28 protein-coding genes and 1 riboswitch are annotated in these 25,749 nt (G+C 69.2%); of the genes, 9 read left to right on the forward strand and 19 right to left on the reverse strand.

Annotated features, from left to right (window positions below; translation table 11 throughout):
- Positions 1 to 11: 11 nt before the first annotated feature.
- A complete protein-coding gene (locus NF556_RS02445; RefSeq protein WP_252593920.1) occupies positions 12 to 1,259 on the reverse strand; it encodes a carboxylate--amine ligase in 1,248 nt (415 codons plus the stop codon).
- Between the two features lie 163 nt (positions 1,260 to 1,422).
- Between NF556_RS02445 and NF556_RS02450 the strand changes: the two genes are divergently transcribed.
- Positions 1,423 to 1,956 (forward strand): gluconokinase, encoded by a 534-nt coding sequence (locus NF556_RS02450; RefSeq protein ID WP_345780136.1) that lies wholly within the window; start codon positions 1,423 to 1,425, stop codon positions 1,954 to 1,956.
- A gap of 20 nt (positions 1,957 to 1,976) precedes the next feature.
- Here the strand turns inward: NF556_RS02450 and NF556_RS02455 are convergent, their stop codons facing one another.
- The 10 genes from NF556_RS02455 to NF556_RS02500 all read right to left on the reverse strand — a co-directional run bounded on the left by NF556_RS02455 (position 1,977) and on the right by NF556_RS02500 (position 10,554).
- Complete coding sequence (locus NF556_RS02455) at positions 1,977 to 2,240, reverse strand: type II toxin-antitoxin system RelE family toxin (RefSeq protein WP_252593921.1); 264 nt, start codon at positions 2,238 to 2,240, stop codon at positions 1,977 to 1,979.
- Positions 2,237 to 2,512: a type II toxin-antitoxin system RelB family antitoxin gene (relB, locus tag NF556_RS02460; protein WP_252593922.1), complete on the reverse strand. Its 276-nt coding sequence runs from the start codon at positions 2,510 to 2,512 to the stop codon at positions 2,237 to 2,239. Before relB ends, NF556_RS02455 begins: the two co-directional genes overlap by 4 nt.
- A 95-nt stretch (positions 2,513 to 2,607) precedes the next feature.
- The gene (locus tag NF556_RS02465; RefSeq protein ID WP_252593923.1) at positions 2,608 to 3,477 is read right to left on the reverse strand and encodes a sugar phosphate isomerase/epimerase family protein; all 870 of its coding nucleotides are present in this window, start codon (positions 3,475 to 3,477) and stop codon (positions 2,608 to 2,610) included.
- Positions 3,474 to 4,646: a dihydrodipicolinate synthase family protein gene (locus NF556_RS02470; RefSeq protein WP_256829344.1), complete on the reverse strand. Its 1,173-nt coding sequence runs from the start codon at positions 4,644 to 4,646 to the stop codon at positions 3,474 to 3,476. The genes NF556_RS02465 and NF556_RS02470 overlap by 4 nt, the downstream gene beginning before the upstream one ends.
- Complete coding sequence (locus NF556_RS02475; RefSeq protein WP_252593924.1) at positions 4,643 to 5,794, reverse strand: Gfo/Idh/MocA family protein; 1,152 nt, start codon at positions 5,792 to 5,794, stop codon at positions 4,643 to 4,645. Before NF556_RS02475 ends, NF556_RS02470 begins: the two co-directional genes overlap by 4 nt.
- Positions 5,791 to 6,549, reverse strand: coding sequence for an ABC transporter ATP-binding protein (locus NF556_RS02480; protein WP_252593925.1), 759 nt, complete (start codon positions 6,547 to 6,549; stop codon positions 5,791 to 5,793). Before NF556_RS02480 ends, NF556_RS02475 begins: the two co-directional genes overlap by 4 nt.
- Complete coding sequence (locus NF556_RS02485) at positions 6,539 to 7,318, reverse strand: ABC transporter ATP-binding protein (protein WP_252593926.1); 780 nt, start codon at positions 7,316 to 7,318, stop codon at positions 6,539 to 6,541. The genes NF556_RS02480 and NF556_RS02485 overlap by 11 nt, the downstream gene beginning before the upstream one ends.
- Positions 7,315 to 8,412: a branched-chain amino acid ABC transporter permease gene (locus NF556_RS02490; RefSeq protein ID WP_252593927.1), complete on the reverse strand. Its 1,098-nt coding sequence runs from the start codon at positions 8,410 to 8,412 to the stop codon at positions 7,315 to 7,317. The genes NF556_RS02485 and NF556_RS02490 overlap by 4 nt, the downstream gene beginning before the upstream one ends.
- Positions 8,396 to 9,274 (reverse strand): branched-chain amino acid ABC transporter permease, encoded by an 879-nt coding sequence (locus tag NF556_RS02495; RefSeq protein ID WP_252593928.1) that lies wholly within the window; start codon positions 9,272 to 9,274, stop codon positions 8,396 to 8,398. Before NF556_RS02495 ends, NF556_RS02490 begins: the two co-directional genes overlap by 17 nt.
- Entirely contained in the window at positions 9,274 to 10,554 is a 1,281-nt protein-coding gene (locus NF556_RS02500) for an amino acid ABC transporter substrate-binding protein (RefSeq protein WP_252593929.1), read from the reverse strand. The genes NF556_RS02495 and NF556_RS02500 overlap by 1 nt, the downstream gene beginning before the upstream one ends.
- Positions 10,555 to 10,686: 132 nt before the next feature.
- On the opposite strand from NF556_RS02500, the gene NF556_RS02505 reads away from it, so the two are divergent.
- Genes NF556_RS02505 through NF556_RS02515 form a run of 3 tightly spaced genes read left to right on the forward strand, consistent with a single transcriptional unit; the run spans position 10,687 to position 13,544 of the window.
- A complete protein-coding gene (locus NF556_RS02505) occupies positions 10,687 to 11,757 on the forward strand; it encodes a LacI family DNA-binding transcriptional regulator (protein WP_252593930.1) in 1,071 nt (356 codons plus the stop codon).
- A 25-nt stretch (positions 11,758 to 11,782) separates the two neighbouring features.
- Positions 11,783 to 12,346 (forward strand): NfeD family protein, encoded by a 564-nt coding sequence (locus NF556_RS02510; RefSeq protein WP_252593931.1) that lies wholly within the window; start codon positions 11,783 to 11,785, stop codon positions 12,344 to 12,346.
- A gap of 22 nt (positions 12,347 to 12,368) precedes the next feature.
- Complete coding sequence (locus tag NF556_RS02515) at positions 12,369 to 13,544, forward strand: SPFH domain-containing protein (protein WP_252593932.1); 1,176 nt, start codon at positions 12,369 to 12,371, stop codon at positions 13,542 to 13,544.
- 359 nt (positions 13,545 to 13,903) lie between these two features.
- Here the strand turns inward: NF556_RS02515 and NF556_RS02520 are convergent, their stop codons facing one another.
- Entirely contained in the window at positions 13,904 to 14,776 is an 873-nt protein-coding gene (locus NF556_RS02520) for a LysR family transcriptional regulator (protein WP_252593933.1), read from the reverse strand.
- 105 nt (positions 14,777 to 14,881) lie between these two features.
- On the opposite strand from NF556_RS02520, the gene NF556_RS02525 reads away from it, so the two are divergent.
- Both NF556_RS02525 and argG read left to right on the forward strand, forming a co-directional pair.
- Positions 14,882 to 15,586 carry a hemerythrin domain-containing protein gene (locus tag NF556_RS02525; RefSeq protein WP_252593934.1) on the forward strand — a complete coding sequence of 235 codons (705 nt, stop codon included), beginning with the start codon at positions 14,882 to 14,884 and terminating at the stop codon, positions 15,584 to 15,586.
- Between the two features lie 45 nt (positions 15,587 to 15,631).
- Positions 15,632 to 17,065 (forward strand): argininosuccinate synthase, encoded by a 1,434-nt coding sequence (gene argG, locus NF556_RS02530; RefSeq protein WP_252593935.1) that lies wholly within the window; start codon positions 15,632 to 15,634, stop codon positions 17,063 to 17,065.
- 5 nt (positions 17,066 to 17,070) lie between these two features.
- On the opposite strand, the gene NF556_RS02535 is transcribed toward argG, so the two are convergent.
- The 4 genes from NF556_RS02535 to NF556_RS02550 form a co-directional block, all read right to left on the reverse strand.
- Positions 17,071 to 17,400: a type II toxin-antitoxin system PemK/MazF family toxin gene (locus tag NF556_RS02535; RefSeq protein ID WP_252593936.1), complete on the reverse strand. Its 330-nt coding sequence runs from the start codon at positions 17,398 to 17,400 to the stop codon at positions 17,071 to 17,073.
- Entirely contained in the window at positions 17,384 to 17,614 is a 231-nt protein-coding gene (locus NF556_RS02540) for a hypothetical protein (RefSeq protein ID WP_252593937.1), read from the reverse strand. The genes NF556_RS02535 and NF556_RS02540 overlap by 17 nt, the downstream gene beginning before the upstream one ends.
- A 94-nt stretch (positions 17,615 to 17,708) precedes the next feature.
- Entirely contained in the window at positions 17,709 to 18,989 is a 1,281-nt protein-coding gene (metX, locus tag NF556_RS02545; protein WP_252593938.1) for a homoserine O-acetyltransferase MetX, read from the reverse strand.
- 21 nt (positions 18,990 to 19,010) lie between these two features.
- Positions 19,011 to 20,327 carry a bifunctional o-acetylhomoserine/o-acetylserine sulfhydrylase gene (locus NF556_RS02550; RefSeq protein WP_252593939.1) on the reverse strand — a complete coding sequence of 439 codons (1,317 nt, stop codon included), beginning with the start codon at positions 20,325 to 20,327 and terminating at the stop codon, positions 19,011 to 19,013.
- Between the two features lie 205 nt (positions 20,328 to 20,532).
- Positions 20,533 to 20,652, reverse strand: a riboswitch (SAM riboswitch).
- 155 nt (positions 20,653 to 20,807) lie between these two features.
- Here NF556_RS02550 and NF556_RS02555 point away from each other — a divergent pair.
- Positions 20,808 to 21,074, forward strand: coding sequence for a hypothetical protein (locus tag NF556_RS02555; protein WP_252593940.1), 267 nt, complete (start codon positions 20,808 to 20,810; stop codon positions 21,072 to 21,074).
- 109 nt (positions 21,075 to 21,183) lie between these two features.
- Here the strand turns inward: NF556_RS02555 and NF556_RS02560 are convergent, their stop codons facing one another.
- Positions 21,184 to 21,576 carry a hypothetical protein gene (locus NF556_RS02560; protein WP_252593941.1) on the reverse strand — a complete coding sequence of 131 codons (393 nt, stop codon included), beginning with the start codon at positions 21,574 to 21,576 and terminating at the stop codon, positions 21,184 to 21,186.
- Positions 21,573 to 23,024 carry a PspC domain-containing protein gene (locus NF556_RS02565; RefSeq protein ID WP_252593942.1) on the reverse strand — a complete coding sequence of 484 codons (1,452 nt, stop codon included), beginning with the start codon at positions 23,022 to 23,024 and terminating at the stop codon, positions 21,573 to 21,575. The genes NF556_RS02560 and NF556_RS02565 overlap by 4 nt, the downstream gene beginning before the upstream one ends.
- Before the next feature lie 125 nt (positions 23,025 to 23,149).
- Between NF556_RS02565 and NF556_RS02570 the strand changes: the two genes are divergently transcribed.
- Together NF556_RS02570 and NF556_RS02575 are read left to right on the forward strand one after the other, a co-directional pair.
- On the forward strand, positions 23,150 to 24,379 hold the full coding sequence (locus NF556_RS02570; RefSeq protein ID WP_252593943.1) for an ATP-binding protein: 1,230 nt from the start codon (positions 23,150 to 23,152) through the stop codon (positions 24,377 to 24,379).
- Positions 24,376 to 25,137, forward strand: a complete 762-nt coding sequence (locus NF556_RS02575; protein WP_256829343.1) for a LuxR C-terminal-related transcriptional regulator — start codon at positions 24,376 to 24,378, stop codon at positions 25,135 to 25,137. Before NF556_RS02570 ends, NF556_RS02575 begins: the two co-directional genes overlap by 4 nt.
- On the opposite strand, the gene NF556_RS02580 is transcribed toward NF556_RS02575, so the two are convergent.
- Positions 25,103 to 25,741, reverse strand: coding sequence for a hypothetical protein (locus NF556_RS02580; protein WP_252593944.1), 639 nt, complete (start codon positions 25,739 to 25,741; stop codon positions 25,103 to 25,105). The two genes, NF556_RS02575 and NF556_RS02580, sit on opposite strands and share 35 nt — an antisense overlap.
- Between the last annotated feature and the right edge of the window lie 8 nt (positions 25,742 to 25,749).

Below are 25,749 nucleotides of genomic sequence, written 5' to 3' on the forward strand. Positions count from 1 at the left end.
AGCCAGGTCCGTCAGAAGCCGGAGTCGGTCGGCTTCGGATAGTAGGTCTGGTATTTCTTGACGTAGTTGGCCTTGGCCATCGCCACGTAGGCCTTGCGCCACAGGGTGTCGCGATAGACGAGCGGGTGGTGCACGCCCTTGGCAGAGACCCGCTGGTGCAGGGCCTTGGCCGGGCCGCTGAGATAGCGTCGCAGCAGCGGCTGGGGCAGCACAGAGTAGAGGATCTCGTTGCGCACGATGACCTGGTCGTGGCTGGCCTTCTCGATGAGGTCGGTGACGATGAACTCCGCGACATTCGCACCGGCGGCCGTGACGTAGTAGTTGTTGCGCCCGACGCGGGGGTTCATCTCGAAGAATTTCATCACGCCGTCGCGGGGGTCCAGCTTGACGTCGAAGTTGGCGAAGCCGCGATAACCGACATGGCGCAGGAAGGTCTCGGCCTGCTCCATGAGCTGCGGGAACGGTGTGGTGACCATGGCGGCCGGGTTGCCGATCGCCAGCGGGGTGTGCTCCTGGAGCAGGACCTGAGCGGTCGCCAAGAGGGTCGCCTGACCGGAGGAGTCGACATAGGCGGTGATGGAGCGCATGGCGGTGTCGTCGCCGGGGATCAGCTCCTGGACCACGAAGCGGTCGCGGAACCCGGCCCCCTTGACGCGCAACAGGATCGTGCGCAACTCCTCCGGGCTGTCGACGAGATAGATCTTCTGCTTGCCCTCGAAGACCAGACCCTCATAGGCCGCGCCGACGGCGGGCTTGGCGACGACCGGGAAGGTCAGGTCCACCTCGTCCGGCGTCCAGTCGTCGGCGTCCGCGTTGGCAAAGCCCTGCACCAGAGTGCGCGGGGTCGGGATGTCGAGCTCCTCGCAGACCCGGGCGAACTCGACCTTGTCGGCGGCGATGTCTAGGACCGAGCCGTCCACGGCCGTCACGACGAACCACTGGCGCAACCACTCGGCCTGCTCGGACAGCATCCGGCTGAAGGTGTCGGCATTGGCCAGCAGCAGCGTGGTCCGGCCGGCAGCCTTGCGCTTGCGCCCCTCCTCCTCAAGGGAGGCCAGGGTCTCGGCGCGGCCCGCGGCCTCGCCAAGGTCGATCACGTTGATGATCTTGGAGTTCTTGATCGGGCCGGCGACGACCCGCGAGATGACGGTGCTCACGATGCCATAGCGCTCGTGGAAGGCACGGGCGAGCGCGTAGATCCCGATGTCGGTGCCGAGCATCACGACATCGAAGTCCGGGTCAGGCTGGACGGTGGTCATGCTGCTCCTTGGGGATCGCGCGCCGCGGAGCCGAGGCGCGCGGACAGAACTGGTGCGTGGGCGAGCCTACTGGCACCCGGGCTGCGCACGGGGCAGACATGTCGGCTGGGGGCACGGAGCCTGGCGGGACTCGCTAGCGTGGGCTCATCAACAAGGAGGACCAGTGAGCGATCAGCAGCCAACCGATCCGCCCGCGCCCCGGCACCTGGTGGTGATGGGGGTGTCGGCTGCGGGCAAGACGACGGTGGCCCGTGCGATCAACAAGACCCTCGGGTGGGAGTTCGCCGAGGGCGATGACTTCCACCCGCAGGCCAACGTCGACAAGATGGCCTCAGGGGTCCCCCTGACGGATGAGGACCGTTGGCCCTGGCTGCGTGCCCTCGCCGAGTGGACCGCCGACCACGCCGCGGCCGGTCGTTCAACGATCATCTCGTGCTCGGCGTTGCGCCGGGCCTATCGCGACGTCCTGCGCGAGGGCGGGGAGGGCACCTACTTCGTGCACCTCACAGGCACGAAGGACCTGCTCCGGCAGCGCATGGCCGGGCGCGATGACCACTTCATGCCGCTCGAGCTGCTCGACTCGCAGCTGGCGACGCTCGAGCCGCTCGGGGCAGATGAGCCGGGTGCGACGTTCGACGTCGCGCCGACACCGAAGCGGATCGCCGCCGCCGTGCTGCGCGAGCTCAACCTGCCCTGAGCCGCGGGACTGCGCGGTCGTCAGTCGTAGACGCTGCTGCGATTGCCTACGTCGAGGGCGATGATGACGAGTTCTCCGCGCCGGATGTCGAGAATCACACGGTAGTCGCCTACCCTCAGTCGCCACAGGCCCGTGTAGGGACCCGAGAGGGCCTTGCACCGTTTCGCTGGGTCGTCCAGCGTCTCCAGTGCAGTGAGGGCCTTCAATACTCGCGCGGCGATCTGCCGGTCCAGCTTTTTCAACGCCCGGTCGAAGTCACGGTCCGTTCGGACGACCCACGTCATGCAGGCTGGTCAGGCATTGCGTCCAGTTCCTCACGGCTGATGTCCATCTCGGACATCAGGGCATCAAGGGGCCGGGTTTCGCGTTGGTCGGTGCGGATCGCCTCCGCTCGGGTGACCAGCCCGTAGGCATACTCCAGTTCATCGATCCCAGCGGTGACCAACTCGCGCAGGTAGTAGCTCTTTGACCGGCCCGTGGCAGCGGCCAGCCGTGAGAGCCGTTCGTCGACCTCCACCGGAAGACGGAGAGAGCGGGGGACTTCACTCACTGTCACAACATCACCTTCCTGACTACATGTAGTCACTTTACGGTACACCACCCGTCCCAACGAGGAGCCGAGTTGCTGACCCGCGCTGTCCGCCCGCGCGCTCAGGCGCGCGTCGGAACCGACCAGGGCTGCACCAGCTCCAGATAGCGCTCGATGATCGTGGCGACGACCTCATCGCCCGGGGTGGCCCAGACATCGGCGTTGAAGATCTCCACCTCGATGTCGCCGGTGTAGCCAGCCTCGGCGACCCACTGCGTAAACGTGGCGAAGTCGATGTGACCCTCGCCCATCATCCCTCGGCTGAGCAGCGCGTCTGGTGGCAGCGGGGTGATCCAGTCGCTGATCTGATAGCTCGCGATGCGTCCCGCAGCGCGCGCGATCTGGGCCTGCACACCGGGCTCCCACCACAGATGGAAGGTGTCCACCACGACGCCGACGGTCTCGGCGGGAAACTGCTCGGCCAGGTCGAGGGCCTGCGCCAGCGTGGAGATCACGCCACGGTCGGCCGCGAAGATCGGGTGCATCGGCTCGATGGCCAGCAGCACACCGTGCTCCTGGGCGTGCGGCACGATCTCGGCCATCCCGTCCAGGAAGCGGCCGCGGGCGGCAGGCAGGTCGCGGTCTCCGTCGGGCAGACCTCCGGGGACCAGGACGAGGGTGTCCGCGTGGAGGACGGCGGTCTCCTCGATCGCGGCGCGGTTGCTGTCGATCGCGGCCCGCCGGTCGGCGCCCTCCGGGCCGGTGAGGAACCCACCACGGCACACGGATGAGACCCGCAGCCCGGCGTCCTCGATCCAGCGCCGTGCGGTGTCCAGGCCGACCTCGGTGACCGGCTCGCGCCACACGCCGATGCTGTCCAGACCAGCCCGCGTGCACCCGTCGATCGCCTCCCGCAGTGACCAGTTGGCGCAGGTCCGCTGATTGAGGGACAGTCGCTGCAGGCGTGGGTCGGCGGCAGCCGGGGCGGTCATGCCCCCGCTCCCTGGGCCTGCAGCCACAGACCGAGCCGGTGTGCGGCCAGGTCCGGGTCGGGGAAGAGCCGCGCGTCGTTGGCCAGGGCGAAGACCTCGGCCAGGTGCGGGACCGGGCGCGCCGACTGCAGTCCGCCAACCATCGTGAACCCGGGTTGGTGTCCGCTGAGCCAGGACAGGAAGGCAATCCCGGTCTTGTAGAACCACGTCGGCGGGGCGAACACCAACCGCGACAGGGGGAGGGTGGGTGCCATCTCCGCCTCGTATGCCGAGTGGTCACCGGCGTCGAGGGCGGCCAGGGCGGCGGAGGCCGCCGGGGCGATCGCCGCGAAGGCGCCAAGGAGGGCGTCGCTGTGGCGGGTGCCGTCGCCCCGGATCAGCTCCGGGTAGTTGTAGTCGTCGCCGGTGTAGAGCCGCACCCCGTCCGGGAGTGCGGCGCGCAGGCTGACCTCGTGCTCGGCCGACAGCAGGGAGACCTTCACACCGTCCACCCGGTCGGCGTGACGGGTGACCAGCTCCAGGAAGGTGGCGGTGGCGGTGTCGATGTCCGTCGACCCCCAGTAGCCCTCCAGGTGCGGGTCGAACATCGTGCCCAGCCAGTGCAGGATCACCGGGCGGCTCACCTGCCGGAGGATCTCGTCATAGACGCTCAGGTAGTCCTCGGCGCTGGTTGCCACCTGCGCGAGGTGCCGGCTGGCCATCACGATCACCTGGGACCCGGTGGACTCCACAAAGGCGACCTGCTCGGCATACGCCCGGGTCACTGCGGCCAGGTCGGCCGCCTCGGTGACGTGGTCGGTGCCGGCACCGGACGCGATCCGTGCCCCGGCGGCCTGAGCCTGCGTGGCGCTGCGCGAGATCAGCTCCTGGACCGCGGGCCAGTCGAGCCCCATGTTGCGCTGGGCCGTGTCCATCGCCTCAGCCACCCCGAGACCGTGGTCGAAAAGGTGCTGTCGGAAGGCCAGCGTCGAGTCCCAGTCGATCGCCGCGGGCTGGCCGGGGCCGTTGTCTCGCAACGGATCCGCGACGACGTGGGCCGCGGCAAACGCCACCCGACTCTGGAAGCCCTCGGGGTGGGTGGCCCAGTCCCGGGCGGGCTGCAACTCGATGGTGCGTCGTGCGCCGTCGGTTGTCGGGATGCTGACCGTGCCGCGCGCCGTGGTGCTCACGGGATGACCTCCTTCATCGCGACGCGGCGGCCCTCGGCCGAGGAGCGCAGCCCGGCCTCGACCAGCTGCAGACCGCGCACCCCGGAGCGGAAGTTGTAGGCGTGCGGCCGCCCCTGGTGCCGGTCGATCAGGAACTGCTCCCACTGGGCGCGAAAGCCGTTGCCGAAGGTCTCGGTGTCCGGCACCTCCGACCAGTGCGAGCGGAAGTCCTCGGCGGTCGGCACGTCCGGGTCCCACACCGGCCGCGGAGTGAGCACCCTCGGCTGGACCCGGCAGCCGAACAGCCCGGCGACGGCCGACCCGTGGGTGCCGTCGACCTGGAACTCCACGAGCTCCTTGCGCTCGACCCGGACGGCCCAGGAGGAGTTCATCTGGGCGATGATGCCGCCCTCGAGCTCGAAGATGCCGTAGGCGGCGTCGTCAGCCGTGGCGGTGTAGGGCTCGCCGTGCTCGTCCCACCGCTGCGGGATGTGCGTGACGGCCTTGGCCGTGACGGCCTCCACCGCCCCGAACAGTCCCTCCATGACGTAGTTCCAGTGGCAGAACATGTCCAGGACCATGCCGCCGCCGTCCTCGGTCCGATAGTTCCAGCTCGGGCGCTGGGTGGGGATGCCATCGCCCTCGAAGACCCAGTAGCCGAACTCGCCGCGGACCGACAGGATGCGGCCGAAGAAGCCACTGTCGATGACGCGCTTGAGTTTGCGCAGGCCCGGGAGGTAGAGCTTGTCGTGGACGACGCCGGTCATCACTCCGGCTGCGTCAGCGGCATCGGCCAGCTCGAGGCCGTCGGTGACGGACTCGGCGATGGGCTTCTCGGTGTAGATGTCCTTGCCGGCGGCGATGGCCTGCAGCAGGGCGCTCTTGCGGGCCTGAGTGGTCGCGGCATCGAAATAGATCGGCGCCGTGTCGTCGGCCAGCGCTGCCGTCAGGTCCGTGGTCCACTCCGCGATGTCGTGCTGCCGTGCCAGTGTGGCGAGCTTCTCCTCGTTGCGGCCCAGCAGCACCGGCTCGACCTGGAGCCGGTCGCCGTCGGGGAGCTCGACGCCGCCGTCATCGCGGATCGCCAGGATCGAGCGGACCAGGTGCTGGCGATAGCCCATGCGGCCGGTCACGCCGTTCATCAGGATGCGGACGGTGTGGGTGCTCATGAGGGCTGTCCTTCCGGGGTGGAGGTGCGGGGGCGGCCGCCGAGATAGAGCTCGCCCAGCTTGGGGTCGTCGAGGAGTTGTCGGGCGGGGCCGCTGATGTGGACCCGGCCGAGGTCGAGCACGAGGCCCACATCCGCCGACTCCAGGGCGCGGCGGGCGTTCTGCTCGACCAGCAGGACGGCGGTGCCGGCATCGCGCATGCGGACCACCTGCTCGAAGATGATCGCCGTCGCCTTGGGATCCAGCCCCATGGACGGCTCGTCGAGCAGCACCACCTTGGGGTCGACCATCAGGGAGCGGGCAAACTCCACCTGCTTCTGCTGTCCTCCGGACAGGGCTCCCGCGAGGGCGTCCCAGCGGTCGGCCACGAGCGGGAACAACGTCTTGACGAAGTCGAGGCGCTCGGCAGTGTGCTGTGCGTCGCGCACCGAGAAGGCACCGAGTTTGACGTTCTCCCCGACCGTCATCTCCTTAAAGACGCTGTGGCCCTGCAGGACGTGGGACAGCCCGGCCCGCAGCAGCTGTTGGGGTCCCTGACCGGTGACGTCAGCGCCGTCCACGATGATGCGACCGCTGCGCGGCACGAGCATGCCGCTGGCGACCTTGAGCACGGTGGACTTGCCCGCGCCGTTCGGGCCGACGAGACAGACGATCTGGGCGGGCGGGACCTGGACAGTGAGGCCGCGCAGGACGAGCGCGGCCCGGCCATAGCCAGCCTCGATGTCGGTGAGCTCGAGCAGGTGGTCAGACGCCAAGGTAGGCCTCCAGGACAGCAGGGTCGCTCTGGACCGTGGACGGGGGACCGGCGGCGATCTGAGCCCCGCGGTCGAAGACGATGACGTGGTCGCTGAGCCGCATGACCAGCTCCATGTTGTGCTCGACGACGATGAAGGTGCGGCCCTCGGCGTTGAGCTCGGTGATCAGGGTGCTGATCCGCTCGATCAGCGCGGGGTTCACTCCGCCCGCGGGCTCGTCGAGCATGATCGTCTCGGGGTCGGTCATCAGGACCCCGGCCAGCTCAAGCAGTTTCTGCTGGCCGTAGGAGATGTCGCCGGCCTCGGCGCCCTCCAGGTGATCGATGCCGACCCTGGCGAGCAGGGCTCGCGCCTTGTCCACATCGCTCGCGCGGCGGCCAGAGCCCATCAGGGCGACCAACCCGCTGGGGCGGACCCCTGCCAGGACGTTGTCCAGCACCGACATCCGCGGGAAGATCCGGCACACCTGGAAGCTGCGGCCGATCCCGGCATGGGCCACGCGGTGCGGGGCCTTGCCGGTGATGTCCTTGCCCCGATAGGTCACGGTGCCCGCGTCGGCCCGGATCATGCCGGTGACGCAGTTGAAGAAGGTCGTCTTGCCCGAGCCGTTCGGGCCGATCAGGGCGTTGATCCGGCCGTGGTGGAAGTCGACCGAGGCGCCGACGACCGCGCGGACGCCACCGAAAGACTTGGACAGGTCGCGGACGGACAGCCCGACCTCGTGCTGCTCGGCGCCGGTCCTCTGGGTGCTCGGGTTGTCGGTGCTCATGGCGTTCCCTCCTTGTCGCCGACCAGGACGGCGCTCTTGGTGGCCAGGTCCTCGGCGGACTCCTCGCGGATGCTGGTGGCGCTGGGCCGCAGCCGGTCGAGCAGGCGGTTGAGCGAGGGCAGGATCCCCTCGGGCATGAACAGCACCACCAGGCCGAGCAGCAGGCCGAGAGCGACCAGGTGGAACTGGGTGTCGCCGTATTGCGCCTTGAAGAACTCGATCGCATAGCCGACGATCGCCGCGCCGAGCGCGGGGCCGAACAGCGACCGGATGCCTCCCAGCAGTGACATCAGCACCATGTAGGAACCGGTCAGGATGGAGAACTGGAAGATCGGGTCCAGGAAGCCGAACCACAAGGCATACAGCCCGCCGGCCATGGCCGTGAAGAACGCAGAGATGACATAGACGGCGAGCTTGTAGTTGAAGGTCGGGATCCCCAGGCTCTGCGCCTTGTCCTCGTCCTCCCGGATGGCCTTGAGGCCAGCGCCGAAGCGGGACCGGTCGATCGCCCACCAGGCCAGCAGCATGATCACCAGCAGTGCGACGTGCAGGTAGTAGAACCGCTCGTGCTGCTCGGGGCGGAGCACCTCCGGGCCGAACGGCCGCGGCACGCGCATCCCGTTGGAGCCGCCGGTCACGTCCGACCAGCTCTGGAAGACCAGCAGCATGATCAGCACCAGCGCCAGCGACATGATGACGAAGGACGCTCCGCGCACCCGGAGGGAGGCGAAGCCGATCGGGATGGAGAGGACGGCCACGATGACGGCGGCCAGCACCAGAGCCAGCCACGGCGAGACCTCCGCGCGCAGGATGAGCAGCCCCACGGCATACCCACCAAGGCCGGTGAAGGCCGCATGGCCGAGGGAGATGTAGCCGGTGAACCCGCCCACGAAGTTCCAGCCGGTCGCCATGCAGGCATAGCTGAGGATGACCACGCCGACCGACATGATGAACGGGCCGGGTCCGGTGAGCGGGAAGACGAGCACGCCCACCACGGCACCGACCACGGCAAGGATCTGTATGCCGCGGATCACCCGCAGCACGGTCGGTGCCCCTGTGTCGGTGGTTGGGGCGGTGTCAGAAGCGTTGCGCAAGGCGACCTCCGAAGAATCCGTGCGGCCGGAACACGAGGGTCGCGAACAGCACGATGTAGAAGATGGTCTGTGCCCAGGTCGTGCCCATCGGGATCTGCAGCAGCGACTGGCTCACGCCCAGCACCATGGCCGCTGCGGCAGCGCCGGGCACGCTGCCGAGTCCGCCCACGACGATGATCGCCATGAGTGGGCCGATCCAGTGCCAGTGCAGCGAGGGATAGATCGTGGCGTCGAGGGCCAGGGCCGTGCCGCCGACGGCGGCGGTGGCCAGGCCGATCCCGAAGCCATAGCCAGCGACCTTCTTGGTGTCGATGCCGACGAGGGCAGCCGCCTCACTGTTCTGGATGGTGGCTCGCAGGGACTGCCCGAAGCGGGTCGCCTTGAGCACGAAGTAGAGCGCGGCGAGGGCCACCGCGGCCAGCGCGAAGGCGATCAGTTTCACGACCGCGATGCGGGCACCGAAGACCTCGAAGCTGGCCCCCGAGTAGGGCAGCTGGATGCGGCGCTGGGTCCCGCTGAAGACGAAGCCCAGCAGGCCCTCGATCGTCAGCGCGATCGCGAAGGTCAGCAGCACCGACATCATGGTCAGCGTCGCCGGCTTCAGGCGGGCGATCAGCACCCGCTGCACGAAGACCCCGACGACAAAGAACAGTGGCACCGTGACGACCAGTGAGAGCAGCGGATCCAGGCCGGTGTTGGTGGTGAACCACCAGGCGAGATAGGCCGCGAGGATCAGGAACGCCGAGTGGGCGATCATGACGACCCGCATCACGCCGAAGTAGAGCGTGAGCCCGGCCGCCAGGAGGGCGTAGAGACCGCCCAGCAGGATGCCGAGGACGAGGCTCTGGATGAAGAGATCCATCACCACTCCGGCTTCGGGTAGATGAAGTCAGCCTCCTTGGCGTCGTCGGGCAGCACGATGGTGATCTCCCCGTCGACGTACTGCTGGATCAGGTGCGCACCCTGGGGCCGCCCCTCGGCGTCCCAGGTCAGCGGCCCGACCACGGTGTCGACCTCGTTGTTGCGCAGCCAGTCGATGAGCTGCCCCTGGCACTCGGGCGTTGGGTCGGCACAGCCGACACCCTCGACGGCCGCCGCGACGACCTGACCGGTCGTCCAGGCGTTGGCCTCGTCCTCGGTCGGCTCGGAGCCGTGCTCGGCGTTGAAGTATTCGACGAACTCGGCGTTGGTCGGGTAGGTCGCCTCGGGCGTGTAGCCGGTGGGCGAGAGGATGCCCTCGGTCTTGTCGCCGATCGCGGCCGCAAACTCGGGGTTGGTCGGCGCCGTCGAGAACGCGGCCAGGTCGGGCTGATAGCCGAGCTGCTGGAGGGCGATGATCAGGTTGACGGCGTCCTGGTATTGCGAGCCGCCCACCAGGATGTCGGCGTCGCTGCTCTCGATCTTGGCCGCGATCGAGGAGAAGTCGGTGGTGTTGGGCGGATAGACCTCATCGACGACGGTCTCGACGCCCATCGCCTCGAGCCGCTCCTTCAGGCCGTAGGCGGTGCCCTGGGCGAAGGGGTCGTCCATGGCGGCGTAGGCCGCGGTCTGCGGTCGCTCGGCCTCCGGCATGGCCTCGATGTAGTCGGCCAGGTAGTTGTAGTGGTCCTGGGCGACCGCGGGTGCGGCATAGAAGAGGTTGGTGAACCCCTGGGTGAAGACGTCCTCGGCAGCGCCCGCTGGCTCCACGAACAGGAAGCCGTAGTCCAGGGCCACCTGGGCCGCAGGCACGACCAGTCGGGTGGAGAACGGCCCGAAGACCAGGTCGACACCGTCCTGGTTGATGAGCTTCTCGTAGTCGCTGGCCACCCGGTCGGCGTTGGACTGGTCGTCGAGGATGGTGAGCTCGACGTCCCGCCCCAGCAGGCCGCCGTTGTCGTTGACATAGGAGGCCCAGGCCTCGTAGCCGCGCTGGACGCCCTTGCCGGGCTCGGAGAAGTCTCCGGTGAGGGGGAGCGAGATGCCGATCTGGATTGCTTCCTCATCAGCCCCACCGCCGCCCGTGCTGTCCGAGCCGGCGTCAGCGTCACCGGGCTCTGAGGGGTCGTCGATGCCGCAACCGGCCAGGGTGAGGAGCCCACCGGCTGCCATGACGGCAACCCAGCTGCGGATGCTCCGGGTGGTGCGTGTGCTGGTGATCATGCGTCGTTCCTCCTTGAACGTAAGCGCTTACGTAACCGCTTACGTGAACTGTAGGTCATGGCCTACGATCTGGGCAAGAGATATGGGCGAGAAGCTGTCGTCCAGTGACCGCGGCGAACCTAAGGAGGCCGGATGGCAGCTGGCACCCCTCGGGGGCGTGGTGCTGCTCGACGTCCCCGGCTGACCGATGTGGCCCAGGAGGCCGGCGTCTCGATCGCCACGGCCTCCAGGGCGCTGTCCGGCGCACAGGGTGTCAGCGAGTACATGGCCGAGCGAGTCCGTGAGGTCGCCGACCGGCTGGGCTATGTCGCAAACCTGCACGCGCGGACCCTGGCGGGCGGCCCGACCTCGGTGGTCGGCCTGGTGGTGCACGAGATCGGTGACCCCTATTTCGCCGAGATCGCCAGCGGGGTCCTGGGTGTTGCGGCAGCAGAGGGGCTGACCGTGCAGATCTGTCACAGCGGTCGTGACCCCGAGGCAGAGCTCACCCAGATCCGCACCCTGATCGCGAACGGGGTCGGGGCGATCATCGTGGCCGGCTCGGGGTTCGTCGATGGGGGCGTGCGGGCGAAGGTCACCGGCACGCTGCGTTCCTATCTGGCCGACGGTGGCCGCGTGGCCGTGATCGGTCGCCACCACCTGGCCGTCGACACCGTCCAGCCGGACAACGACGCGGGCGGCTATGCGGTCGTCGAGCATGTCGTGGGGCTGGGGCATCGTCGGATCGGCATCATCACCGGTTCACGGTCCCTGACCACCATCCATGACCGGCTCGGTGGCATGGGGCGGGCCCTGCAGGAGGTGGGCCTGGATCTGGCGAGCACGCCGGTCGTGGAGGGGGTGTTCACCCGGGAGGGCGGCAAGGTGGCCGCTGCTGAGCTCTTGGAGCAGGCACCCGACGTCACGGCGATCATCGCCCTCAACGACGACATGGCCATCGGGGTGCTGTCGGTGCTGCGGGACCGGGGGATCAGTGTGCCCGGACAGGTCTCGGTGACCGGCTTCGACGACGTCGCGGTGGCGCAGGATCTGGCTCCGGGCCTGACGACGGTGCGGCTGCCGATGGGTGACATGGGGCGGCAGGCGCTGCAGCTCGCGCTCTCTCCCCAGGCCAAGCGACCCAGGCGCCGCAGGGCCCGTGCGGAGCTCATCGTGCGCGACTCGACCGCGCGTCCGGCGGGTCCCGGCAGGTCAGCGGACTAGACTGAGCCCAGAGGGAGGTGGCCCAATGGAGTGGCTCAAGGAGACGCAGTGGCTCTGGTGGGTTGCGGGGGCCCTCGTCCTCGGGCTGGTCGAGATCGCCTCGCTCGATCTGGTCTTCTTCATGCTCGCTGTCGCTGCGGTGGCCGCTGCCGTGGCAGCAGGCCTCGACCAGAGCGTGACCGTGCAGGCGCTCACCTTCGTGGCCGTGGCCGCACTCCTGTTGGCTGTGCTGCGCCCGATCGCCCTGCGCAAGATCAAGCCCGCTGGTGAGGGAGCGCGCACCAACGCCGACGCCCTGACAGGACGCACTGCCGTTGTCCTGCAGGAGGTCACCGACCGCAGCGGGCTGGTGAAGCTGACCGGCGAGGAGTGGACGGCGCGGACCGAGCCCGGCACCGTGCTGGCCGTCGATGAGAGTGTTCACGTCCTGCGGATCGAGGGCGCCACCGCGGTGGTCGGGCCCCTCCAAGCCGGCCCCACGGCATACGGCCAGATGCCCCAGGATGACCCGGCCCAGGACACCAAGCTGACCCAGGACACCAACCCGACCCAACCGGACGACCCGACTCAGGACACCACCCCGAGATAGCCGAACGAGCCAGGAGGCCACCATGCCCGAACCCGCCACGATTGCCCTGTGGATCGTCCTGGCGCTGCTCGTCGTCTTCACGGCGGTCGCGATCAGTCGGGCGATCCGGATCGTCCCCCAGGCCACAGCGGTGATCGTGCAGCGCCTCGGACGCTACAGCCGCACGCTGGACGCCGGGCTGCACTTCTTGGTCCCCTTCATCGACAAGGTCCGCGCCACGGTCGATCTGCGCGAGCAGGTCGTCTCCTTCCCGCCGCAGCCGGTGATCACCAGCGACAACCTGGTGGTCAGCATCGACACCGTCATCTACTTCCAGCCGACCGATCCCAAGGCCGCGACCTATGAGATCGCCAACTACATCCAGGGCATCGAGCAGCTCACCGTCACCACGCTGCGCAACGTCATCGGCAGCCTCGACCTCGAGCAGACGCTGACCAGCCGCGACCAGATCAACGGCCAACTCCGTGGGGTGCTGGACGATGCGACCGGGCGCTGGGGGATCCGCGTCAACCGCGTCGAGCTCAAGGCGATCGACCCGCCGGCCAGCGTGCAGGACTCGATGGAGAAGCAGATGCGTGCCGAGCGGGACCGGCGCGCCACGATCCTCAACGCCGAGGGTGTCAAGCAGTCGCAGATCCTCACGGCGGAGGGTGAGAAGCAGGCCCAGATCCTGCGTGCCGAGGGCACCGCCCAGGCGGCGATCCTGGAGGCGCAGGGTGAATCGCGGGCGATCCTGCGGGTCTTCGACGCGATCCACAAGGGCAACCCGGACTCCAAGCTGCTGGCCTATCAGTATCTCCAGATGCTTCCCCAGATCGCCCAGGGCGAGTCCAACAAGATGTGGATCGTCCCGACCGAGCTCACTCAGGCGCTGCAGGGGATCGGCGCTGCCCTCGGCTCCCAGCCCACGTCGGGCGCCGGCTCGCTGGATGACCCGCCGGTGGTCGGTTATGGCGCTGAGGACGACGACGCGCAGGTCGACGAGATCGAGCTGGAGGACCCGGCCGAGGCGCTGCGCCGGGCACGGGCCGAGGCTGCCGGCGCCGCCAAGGAGGCCGAGGAGTCCACCAAGTCGGCACGTCGCCGAGGGGTCGGCCCGCCTGACGGCGGGGCCTCACAAGAGCCCGAGCTCGGCAGCATGCCGACCGGTCCGGGCCCCGTTGCTGAGCCCGAGCGCCCGGACGAGCCGACGCAGTAGGCGCACCAGCCCCAGTTGCGCCCCTACCGCCCGCGTGTCGTGCACCAGCCCCAGTTGCGCCCCAACCGTCCGCGTGTCGTGCACCGGCCCCGGCTGCGCCCCAACCGTCCGCGTGTCGTGCACCGGCCCCGGCTGCGCCCCAACCGTCCGCGTGTCGTGCACCGGCCCCGGCTGCGCCCCAACCGCGCGCGTGTCGTGCACCAGCCCCGGCTGCGCCCCAACCGCGCGCGTGTCGTGCACCAGCCCCGGCGTGTCGTGCACGGTGCAGTCATCGTTGCGGCGTGTCGGGTGCCAGGGCCCCAGATCGGCAGCGCCGAATCAGCACCACCACGAGCGCCACGGTGCCACCACCGCCGGACTCAGGTGGGAGTGCCGAGGTGGATGCCTGACACGAGTCGATCCAGCAGAAGGGCGGAGGCGGGGGTGTGCGCGCCGGGCTGACTGGTCAGCCCGACTCGGACCTCGATCTCGGCCCCGCTCGTCTCGACCAGCACCGCGCCGGGTGCGGGCGCAAGGCTCTGCGGCACGACCAACAGGCCCATCCCGTGACGATAGAGGTCGTGCGCCAGTCCCGGGGATGACACGTCCACGCCCACGGTGAGGTGCACCGCAGACCTCCGGGCCGCGGCCTCGAGCGCCGCGCGGGCGCCGGCCCCGGCGTCCAGCACGATCAGGGGATGCTCAACGAGGGCGCTGAGTGGAGCACGACCGGGCGCACCTGGCAGACCGACGACCGTCAACGGGTCGCGCAGCAACTCCTGCCAGGGCAACGGGCTGGGGCTGGCCCGCACCACGAGGGCGATGTCCACGCTGCCTTCTGCCACGGCCCGGTCGAGCGCCTCGGTTGAGGCTGAGGTGATGGCCAGTTCAATGCCCGGGTGGTCGGCAGCAAACGCTGCCAGCGTGGAGCCCAACTCGGGCACGTCGGCACCGCTCACCAGGCCAAGGCGGACCCTTCCCCGTCGGATGCCCGCGACATCGTCCACGGCCGCGCTGACTGCCGTGAGGGCGTTGAGCGCGGCACGAGCGGCGGGGAGTGCCGCCTCGCCTGCGGCTGAGAGGCGCACTTGACGGCTGCTCCGGATGAAGAGTGGTTGCCCGAGGTGCGCCTCGAGCTCCTTGATGCGGGAGCTGATGGTCGACTGCGCGACACGGACCCGATCAGCGGCGCCACCGAATGACTCTTCCTCCGCGACGGCCACGAAGGCCTCGAGCTTCATCACATCGATCATAATTCTCGATCATAATCATTCGATCAATCGGTTTGCGTGATGAGTGAGGCATGCGGTCGACTGGGGCTCGAGTCCACGTGAGCGTGGAAGACGTCGAGCTGGAGGATGAAAATGACGACTGCCGACCCGGTCACCATGGCCCTGTTCCACGCGGCTCTGCGCCGGGACCTCGCCAGAGCGCGAGCGCTCCTGGGCGCCCCTGGCGGGCTGAGCGTGCGTCGTCGTCGGCGCCTGGGGCGACACCTGTTGTGGATGATGACTCAGCTCCGCTGGCACCACGAGGGGGAGGATCACGGCTTGTGGCCCCTGCTGCTGGAGCGAGACCCGGACAGCTGGGCGGTGCTGGAGGAGATGGAGCGCGAGCACGAGGCCATCGACGGACCGATGCTCCAGCTTGAGGAGGCCTCGCGCGGACTTGTTGCGGGCCGGGCGCACCCGCGGGACGTCCTGGCGGCCTTGGACGCCTTGGAGCCACCGCTGGTGGCGCACCTCGAGCACGAGGAGCGGGCTGGCCTGCCCATTGTGCGGCGCGTGCTGACCCACGAGGAGTGGCAGGCCTTCGAGCGACGCGAGTGGATCGAGGGCTACACGGTGCCAGACACGCTGAGGTTCCTGCGCTGGATCTGTGACGGGGTGCAGGAGCGCGATCTGCTCGGGCGAGGACTCGGGGTGGCTGGCCCGCTCCGGCCGATGCTGGGGTCGTTGGCGGGGAGTGCTCGGGTCCCCGGCCTGACCGTGTGGGCAGGCACGCCCGCAGCTCGCATGGGCAGTCCGCTGGGGATGGCGCTGCGCGAGGGGGTTGCGCCCTGAGCGCGATTTGTATAGTTATGCGGTCGAACGTATACACTCACAGTCGTGAGCAAAGTGATGACCAGTCTTCCCGTCGGCGAGCGCGTCGGCATCGCCTTCTCCGGAGGTCTCGACACCTCCGTGGCCGTCGCCTGGATGCGTGACAAGGGCTCGGTGCCCTGCACCTACACCGCCGACATCGGGCAATATGACGAGCCGGACATTGAGTCGGTCCCCGGTCGTGCGATGGAGTATGGCGCCGAGCTCGCGCGCCACGTTGACTGCAAGCTCCCACTGGTCGAGGAGGGCTTCGCGGCCCTGGCGTGCGGCGCCTTCCACGTGCGCTCCGGTGGTCGCCCCTACTTCAACACGACACCGCTGGGCCGGGCGGTGACCGGCACGATGCTCGTCCAGGCGATGCACCAGGATGGCGTCAACATCTGGGGCGACGGGTCGACTTTCAAGGGCAACGACATCGAGCGGTTCTACCGCTACGGACTGCTCGCCAACCCAGACCTGCGGATCTACAAGCCCTGGCTCGACGCCGACTTCGTCGAGGAGCTGGGAGGCCGCGCCGAGATGAGCCAGTGGCTCACCGAGCACAACCTGCCCTATCGCGACTCGCAGGAGAAGGCCTACTCCACCGACGCCAACATCTGGGGTGCGACCCACGAGGCCAAGACCCTGGAGCACCTCGACGTCTCCCTCGAGACGGTCGAGCCGATCATGGGCGTGAAGTTCTGGGACCCGGCCGTCGAGATCGAGACTGAGGACGTCACCATCGGGTTCGAGCGGGGCCGCCCCGTCTCCATCAACGGCGTGCGCTATGACGACCCGGTCGCGTTGGTCGACGAGGTCAACACCATCGGCGGCCGGCACGGGCTGGGCATGTCCGACCAGATCGAGAACCGGATCATCGAGGCCAAGTCCCGCGGCATCTACGAGGCGCCCGGCATGGCGCTGCTGTTCCTGACCTATGAGCGGCTGCTCAATGCGATCCACAACGAGGACACCATTGAGCACTATCACCTCGAGGGGCGCCGGCTGGGCCGGTTGCTCTATGAGGGCCGCTGGCTCGAGCCGCAGGCCCTGATGGCGCGCGAGGCGATCCAGCGCTGGGTGGCCTCCCTGGTGACCGGCGAGGTCACGGTGCGGCTGCGGCGCGGCGAGGACTACACGATCCTGGCGACCGATGGCCCAGCCTTCTCCTATCACCCGGACAAGTTGTCGATGGAGCGGACCGACAACGCCGTCTTCGGCCCGCACGACCGGATCGGTCAGTTGACGATGCGCAACCTGGACATCGCCGACTCGCGCAGCAAGCTCGAGCTGTATGCCTCGCAGCCGCTGGACGAGGGACAGCTCCTGGTGGAGAACGGCATCCTGCTCGGCTCACTGGAGGCAGGTGGAGCGGACCGGATCGCCTCGCGGGGCGGCGTGCCGACCAACGGCTCCGAGGAGGCGCTGGACAACGCGGCCATGGAGTTCGGCACCGACTGACGCGGTCAACGACGCAGGTCGAGGGCGAGCACCAGCTCCAGGGCGTTGTCCACGGCCTCGCGGTCGTCCGGGTCCAGGTGGCCCATGATCCGCCCCAGCCTGCTGACGTCGACGGTCCGGAGCTGCTCGACCAGGACGCACGTCGCCTCGCCCGCCACTTTGACGAGCGGACGGAAGAACCGCGGTGGGGCCGATCGTGAGGTGGGTGCCAGCAGCACGGTCGACAGGGGGAGATCGTCGGACTGCACGACCACCCCGAGTCGAGGGCCGCGCTGCTCGTGCCCGGTCGGCCGGCGCGGTCCGGTCACCTCGAAGACGTCACCACGGATCAACATCGGCCCACTCCTGCATCGTTGCCTTGATCGCCGCACGATCTGCGGGGTCGGCCATGGCCAGCCGGGCGTCGTCGAGCATCGCACGGCGGCGGCGGAGCGCGACCGCGTCCAGCAGTGCCTGCCGCACGGCGTCCGACGTGCTGGTGCCGTCGGCCGTCAGTTGCTGCAGGGCACGCTCGGCCGCACCGGAGATCCTGACGTTCACGATAGCCATGATGCAACGATAGCGGCGCGTCACACAGGTGTCACACGCCTGCCTGTGGATAACGTGCCACGGAACTGCCAGATCTCGTATGCGGAGTGGCCGCCTACCAGAGACCCGTCCCGTTGAGCACGGGCGGCAGTCCGGGGGCGCCGAACGGCACAGCGGGGCGCACCTCGGCCCGGTGCTCTGACCCCGAATCGGGTGCCAGGGCGCCGTTGGTCGCAGGTCCTGTCGTGGCGGTCCGGTCCGGGTGCGACTCGACAGGTCGCGCCGGCGCGGACGTCCCCACGGGCCGGTCCTGCAGGGCGTCGTCGATCGCGGCAAACACCTGATCGGTCTCGATCAGGAAGGCGTCGTGGCCATAGGGGGAGTGCACCGTCACCAGACCCCGGCAGGCCGGTGACTGTGCGATCTGCTCACCCTCGGCCGGGGTGAACAGTCGGTCGCTGTCGACCACCACGACCGTGAGGTCTGCGGTGATCCGGCGCAGGGCCGCCTCCACTCCACCGCGCTCACGCCCGACGTCGTGCCGGTTCATCACCTCGGTCAGGGCGACATAGCTGTTGGCGTCGAAGCGCCGGGCCAGCTTCTGGCCGTGGTGCTCGAGGTAGGACTGCACGGCGAATCGGCCGCCGGTCAGCGTGTCCTCACCGTCTTGCGGCCTGTTCTCGAACCGGTCCTGCAGCTCGTGCGCGCTGCGATAGGTCGCGTGCGCGATCTGCCGGGCGACTTCCAGTCCCTGCCGCGGCCCGGGACCTGGGTAGTAGTCGCCGCGGTGGTAGTTCGGGTCCTGGGTGATGGCAAACAATTGCGGTGTGGCCCAGGCGATCTGGTCGGCCGACGCGATCGCAGAGGTGGCGATCGGCAGGCAGCGTCTGACCCTGCCCGGGAAGGTGACCGCCCACTCCAGGGCGCGCATCCCACCCATGGACCCACCAATCACGGCAGCAAAGGTGTGGATGCTGAGCCGGTCAGCGAGCAGCGCCTCGGCGCGGACCTGGTCCCGGACGGTCAGTCGGGGGAAAAGCGAGCCCCAGGGTCGACCGTCCGGGCCGGGCGAGGAGGGGCCGGTGCTCCCGCGAGATCCGCCGAGCACGTTCGGTGCGATGACGAAATAGCGGTCGGTGTCCAGCACCCTCCCCGGACCGATCAACCCGGGCCACCACCCAGGTGTCGGACTGTCCGGTCCGGCAGGACCCTCCACGTGGGAGTCTCCCGTGAGTGCGTGGAGCACCAGCACGGCGTTGTCCCTGGCCTCGTTGAGCCGTCCCCACGTCTCGTAGGCCATTCGCACGCCGGGCAGGTTCTCTCCGGACTCCAGGAGCAGGTCACCGACGGGGAGCGTGTGCCGTCGGCTGCCGGACCGGACAGTGTCTGTGGTCATCGCGCTGGTCAGAGCTCCTGCTCAGAGACCCTTGGCGGCCCGGAAACCCGTCTCCAGGTCGGCGATGATGTCGTCGATGTGCTCCAGGCCCACGGCCAGGCGCACCAGGCCGGGGGTGACGCCGGCCGCCGCCAGTGCCTGCTCGTTGAGCTGGCGGTGGGTGGTGGAGGCCGGGTGGATCACCAGCGAGCGCACGTCACCGATGTTGGCGACGTTGGAGTGCAGCTCCAGCGCGGAGACGAAGGCCTTGCCGGCCTCGAGTCCACCGGCAATCTCGAAGGCGAGCACCGCACCGGCGCCCTCGGGTAGATACTTCTGAGCCAGCTCGTAGGACGGGTGACCCGGCAGCCCGGCATAGCTCACCGAGACGACCTGCTCCTGGTCCAGCAGCCAGTTGGCGACCTTCTTGGCGTTCTCCACGTGCCGCTCGACGCGCAGGGACAGTGTCTCCACGCCCTGGGCGATGAGGAAGGAGTTGAACGGCGAGATCGCGGCGCCGATGTCACGCAGCAGGGTGACGCGGGCGCGCAGGATGTAGGAGAGGTTGACACCGCCGAAGATCTCGTTGCCGACGCCCAGGTCCTTGCCGAAGGTGAGGCCGTGATAGCCCTCGTCCGGCTCATTGAAGTGCGGGAACTTCTCCGGGTGCTGGGCGTAGTCGAAGTTGCCGCTGTCGACGATGACGCCACCGATGGCGGTGCCGTGGCCGCCGAGATACTTGGTCGCGGAGTGCACCACGACGTCGGCCCCGTGCTCGATCGGGCGGGTGAGGTAGGGCGTGGCGATGGTGTTGTCGATGATCAGCGGCACCCCGACCTCGTGGGCCACATCAGCGATCGCGCGGATGTCCAGGACGAGGCCACTGGGGTTGGCGATGCTCTCACCGAAGAAGGCGCGGGTGCGCTCGTTCGAGGCGGCACGCCAGGACTCGGGGTCGGTCGGGTCCTCGACGAAGGTGACGTCGATGCCGAGCCGCGGCAGCGTCTGGGAGAACAGGTTCTGCGTGCCGCCATACAGACTGGGGGAGGCGACCAGGTGGTCACCGGCCTGGGCGACATTGAGGATCGAGAAGGTGGAGGCGGCCTGACCGCTGGCCACGATGAGGGCGCCCACGCCTCCCTCAAGGTCGGCGAGACGCCCCTCCACGACCTCGGTGGTCGGGTTGCCGATGCGGGTGTAGATCGGGCCGAGGTCCTCGAGGTTGAACCGTGCGGCGGCGACGTCCGCGTTGTCGAAGACGAACGAGGTGGTCTGGTAGATCGGCAGCGCGCGGGCGCCGGTGGCGGCGTCCGGGGTCTGGCCGGCGTGGATCTGACGGGTGGCAAAGGACCAGGTCATGGTGTGCTCCAAGGGTTTTCAGGTGTGGGTGCGCGAGAGCGCGGGTTCGAGGGTGGTTCACAGGCGGCGTGGTGGCGCCGGCTGAGTCACGCAGACTCGGCCCGGGGACGGGCGTGCTGGTCTAGAGGGCGGACTCAGCGGTTGGGCATTCGACAACAGGTCACAGCAGCGCTCCTTTGTGCGTCACTGGGCCCATCGGTCGACAGGCCCGCGCTTGCGGAGATGGCTGCGGTGCCACATCCGCCGGGTCATCACCCGGGGCACCCCACCGCGAGTGGAGGGTTGCCGCCCAACGAGCCGGGGCTTGGCGTTGGGACTCATGACCTGTCTGTAGTTGTACCAGACATCTTTGCCGTGGTCAATGCGGCGAGAGGCCGCCTGAATGTGCTCAGATCGCAGATTCTGCAACTGTATGCGGAGTGGCTGCGTGGATCGTGCGATCTTCCTGTGATTCTGTGGTCGACTGGGTAGCGTCGGCGCATGGCAACCGATGGGCCCCCTGACCGACGTTCCGACATCGTTCGGTCGTTCGACCGCTGGCCGAAGCCGCTGCGGGTGGTTGTCTTCGCCCTCGCGGTGTCGTTCGCCGTCGTCATGACGATCAGCTATCTGGCCCAGGGACGCTGGGGGATGGTGCTGCTGTGGCTCGTCATCACGGCGGTGTGGTCCATGATCGCCCTGGTGCGGATGGGCGAGGCCGACCGCTTCGACGGGGGGACCACAGATGGACGCGGGGGCGACGGATGACGGCCGGTGACCACGATTCCCCGCGTCGTCACCGGCCGTCTGGCAACCGCCTGCCGACGCCCGTGCTCGACGTGCGTGCGGCGGTGGATGGGCACCTGCCCACAAGGTCCTAGAGGCGCAGCTCCTCGCCCTCGTCGTCATCGCTGCGGCGCATCAGGGCGGCGAGGCCGACCAGCACGAGCAGGACGCCCAACCCCACGAGGGCGAGCGGGCCGGTGCGATCCCACTCCAGGGACAGCTCGGTGAGCTCGACGAACAGTGCCCCTCCGGCGACGACCAGGCAGACCAGTCCGAGGGCGATCGTGCTCCAGGAGGGCCCCTTGGGGCGGGAGAGCGTTCGCGGCTGTGCGTCGGCGGCGGCCAGGGCGTCGGCTGCGGCCAGGGGCCGCGTGTGGTCGGCAGTGCCACCGCCTGTGGTGCCACGTTCTGAGGTGCCGTCGTCTGTGGTGCTGTCGCCGAACCTGTTCCGCTGTTCGGTGGAGTCGTCGTCGAAGGTGCTCATCGGTCGCCGCCTTTCAGCAGGATCTCGCCGAAGCCCACGCGGGCGTCGATCGTCAGGTCGACCGGGCCATCCCCGATCACGATGTCCTCAGCGACGTTCAGCCCGCCGATGTAGGTGGAGTCCCCCGCGTGGTTGCGGACTACGCCGCCGGCGGTGCCTGCGTCGATGCGCACGGTCAGGTCGTCCGGCAGATCGATCACCAGCTGCCCGAACCCGACGCTGGCCGTGATCGACTCACCATCGAGCTCGTCGGGGGAGAGTCCGTGCAGCTGCAACGTGCCCGTGCCGGCGCCCACCCGAAAGGGCGCGTCCGCTTCCAACTCGGCCACCGTGCGGGGCGACCAGGTGTAGTCGCCCATCTTCCCGGAGGGCACGAAGTGATCACCGATCGGCAGGAACAGCGCGGTCGCGACGAGAGCGGCGATGGCCAGGAAGCCGGGGAAGCCGGACGTGCGGCCGGCCAGGCCCAGGATGAGGACCGTCAGGCCGAGGACCGCCAGGGCGCCTGCCAGGGCGATGAGCAGCGGGTTGCCCGGCCAGTCGTATTCGACACTGGCCCAGTAGAGCCCGCCGCCCACGGCGAGCGCCAGACCGGTGCCCAGCAGGGTCCCAGCGGCGCCGGCGGACCGGCGGCCCGGACGCTTGGGGGGCTTGGGTGGCTTCGGGGGGCGCGGCGTCGCTGAGGGTGGCGAGTCGTGGGGCGCCCAGGCGGTGGCTCCGGTGCCCCCGGTCCATCCGGGGCCAGCGGGGCCCGAGGGCCAGCTGGCGTCGCTGGACCCCTGGCTCGAACTCGCGTCCGTGCCGTGACTCCAGCCGGCGTCGCTGAGGGGCTGGTTCCAGGTGGGGTCGCTGGCGCCTTGCTGCCAGGCAGGGTTTCCAGCGGCCGTGGCGTCGGGGGTGCTCGGCGTGTCGGGGGTGCTCGGCGGCGGGGGCGGCGCACTGGCCCTGACGTGGCGGCTATAGAAGCCAGGGTCTGGTCGACTGCGCCACTCCGACCACAACCAGGCGGCGCCGCCGACCAGCAGGACCAGGCTCAACAGGCCCCAGAAGATGTTGCCACCCCAGGCACCGTCACTGAACCAGCCGCCACCGAACCACCCGAAGGTGCCGAAGACGCTGAGCACTGTGGCGACCAGCAGCACGACCGAGGCGGCCTCGCCGTTGCGCAGTGCCTCCTCGAGGTGCACGTCCTCGTCGGTGTCTGGGATGAGCAGCCAGGCCGCGAGATAGGCGAGCACGCCGAGCCCGACCGCGAGACTGAGCACGGCGAACAGGGCCCGGATGACCAGCGGGTCGAGCCCGAGTCGCGTGGCCAGGCCCGCACACACCCCGCCGATCCAGCCGTCGTCGGACCGACGCATGTCGATCCGCCGCAGCCCGTCGACGAAATTGTCGGTGCCGTTGGGGCGGCGTCCCCCGGCCTGTGGGCCGCCCGGTGTCTGTGTCATGACTCCATGGTCGTCTCATCGGCGGCCGGGCCGCTATGAGGGTCCACCCTGAGTCGACCCTGATCCTCCCCTGAAGAACGCCGTCAGCAGTGCCTCCCGGTGGTGCCCTGGGGGAGGATGGACCCGTGACCAGCCCGCAGAGACCCGAGCCGCCCGCCGCGACGCGAGCGCCGTTGCGCCGCGGCGGTGCCGGGAGTCAGCTGGCAGGCGTGAGTCAGGGGCTGGGCGACCACCTGGGGCTGCACCCCTTCGCGATCCGTGTTTTGTTCGTGGCGTTGACCGCCCTCGGTGGCGCGGGAGCGCTGATCTATGCCTTCCTCTGGGCGACGATCGAGCCGGTCGATCAGCAGGACGCGGCCTCGACCCTGGGGCGCTGGGCCAGCCCGGGGAAACTGTTGGTCGCCGGTGGTGGCGCCGTCGTGCTGCTCGGCATCATGGGCATCCTGCAGGCCCAGGGCCTCAACCTGCGCCTCGATGTCACGATCCCTGTGCTCGTGCTGACCGTGGGCGCCGTCTTCATCTGGGCCCAGCTGGACCCCTCGGGGCGCGAGCGACTCCTGGGCGACGACGGCGGCAGCCGTCAGAAGTCGCTGGGACGGCTCGTGATCGGTGCCGGTCTGGCCGTGGTCGGGCTGGTGGCGCTGACCACGCAGAATGCCGATCTCGGGCAGATGCGCAATGTCGCAGCAGCCGTGGTCGTCGCCCTCATCGGCGTCGGGCTCCTGGCGGCGCCCTATGTGACCCGGCTGTGGCGCAACCTGCGCGAGGAGCAGGCGGCGACCGCGCGCGCGACCGAGCGGGCCGACATCGCTGCGCACCTGCACGACTCTGTCCTGCAGACCCTGGCCCTGATCCAACGCCGCGCCGACGACCCGACCCAGGTGGCTCGGCTCGCCCGCGCCCAGGAGCGCGAGCTGCGCAGCTGGCTGTATGCCGGACCGGTCGGCCCTGCGGCGACCCTCGCCGGAGCGGTGGCGGCTGCCGGGCACGACGTGGAGGACCTGCACGGTGTGCCCATCGAGGTGATCATCACCGGCGACCGCCCTCTGGACTCCGATGGACAGGCCCTGGTCAACGCCCTGCGCGAAGCGATGCTCAACGCGGTGCGCCACGGGGAGCCGCCCGTCTCGGCCTATGTCGAGGTCGGCGCAGCCTCGGTCGAGGCCTTCGTGCGCGACCACGGCGCGGGCTTTGAGCTCGAGGGCGTCCCGAGCGACCGGCTCGGCGTGCGTGAGTCCATCATGGGCCGGATGCACCGGCACGGAGGCACAGCGCGGGTGCGCCGCCTCGAGCACGGGACCGAGGTCAGCCTTGAGCTGCCGCTGTCCCCCGAGCCACAAGGAGCTGAGTCATGACAGGGACCACACCTGGTGCCAGACCCCCCGGAACCACGCCTGCCGCAGCCACGCCTGCCCCGGCCACGTCACCCGCGGCCGGCGGACCGATCCGCCTCGTCCTGGTCGATGATCACCGGATGTTCCGATCCGGGGTGCGCGCCGAGCTGGACGAGATCTCGGGCAACCGGCTGGACATCGTGGGGGAGGCCGGCAGTGTCGACCAGGCGGTCGCCGTCATCCGGGAGCAACGCCCCGACGTGGTCCTGCTCGACGTGCACCTGCCCGGTGGCAATGGTCGCGGCGGCAGCGACGTGATCACCGGCTGTGCGGGCGTGACCACGCAGGCCGGAGGGCCGGTGCGCTTCCTGGCGCTGTCGGTCTCCGACGCCGCCGAGGACGTGATCGCGGTCATCCGAGCTGGCGCGCGCGGCTATGTCACCAAGACGATCAGTGGCCCGGAGCTGGGCGGAGCGATCGTGCGGGTCGCTGACGGTGATGCGGTCTTCAGCCCACGGCTGGCAGGTTTTGTGCTCGACGCCTTCGGGGCTGCTGCCGGTGAGATCGCCGAGGTCGACGAGGAGCTCGATCGGCTCAGCGCCCGCGAGCGTGAGGTGATGCGGCTGATCGCGCGGGGCTACCAGTACAAGGAGGTGGCCAAGGAGTTGTTCATCTCCGTGAAGACCGTCGAGACCCATGTCTCCTCGGTGCTGCGCAAGCTGCAACTGTCCTCCCGGCACGAGCTCACGGCGTGGGCGATGGGCCGTCGTCTGCTCTGACCGGGATCCCGATCTGACCGAGCACGGCCTCCAGGTCGTTGGTCAGGGCGGCAAACTCGGCATCGGGCACATGCAGGGCCAGGTTCAGCCACACCGGGTCGCCCTCACGGCGGTGCAGCTCAAGGACCCGCATCTGATCAGGCATCTGCACCAGCTTGTTCCCGATCTCGTTGCCGGCAGTGCCACCCAGCGTGGGCGCCCACTGGGTCGGGCGCTGCTCGCGGTCAAAGACCACCTCGGTGATCTCCTGATAGGGCACCATCTCGTGCCCGCCCGCGGTGATCCCCTCCCGGCCGACCACGAGCACGGCCGGTGGTTGGGTGGCGGAGAGTTTGCGGGCACGGGTCAGCAGCACGATGGCCACCACGGCGATCAGGACCGCGATGCCCAGCCCCACGCCGCCGATGATGGTGAAGGTGCCCTCGGGGTCGTCGATGCCCAGGATCTCGCTGCCGGAGAAGAGCATCAGCCCGAACCACACTGCGGCCCAGACCGCCACGACCGCGCAGCCGATCCCGGCGATCTTGGCAAGTCGTCGGATCCGCTCGATCGCGGCCGGGTCGCCAAACACCGTCAGGGTCGAGCCGTCACGCTGATAAGCCATCCCACGAG

Source organism: Ornithinimicrobium faecis, from assembly GCF_023923225.1.
Lineage (GTDB): Bacteria > Actinomycetota > Actinomycetes > Actinomycetales > Dermatophilaceae > Ornithinicoccus > Ornithinicoccus faecis.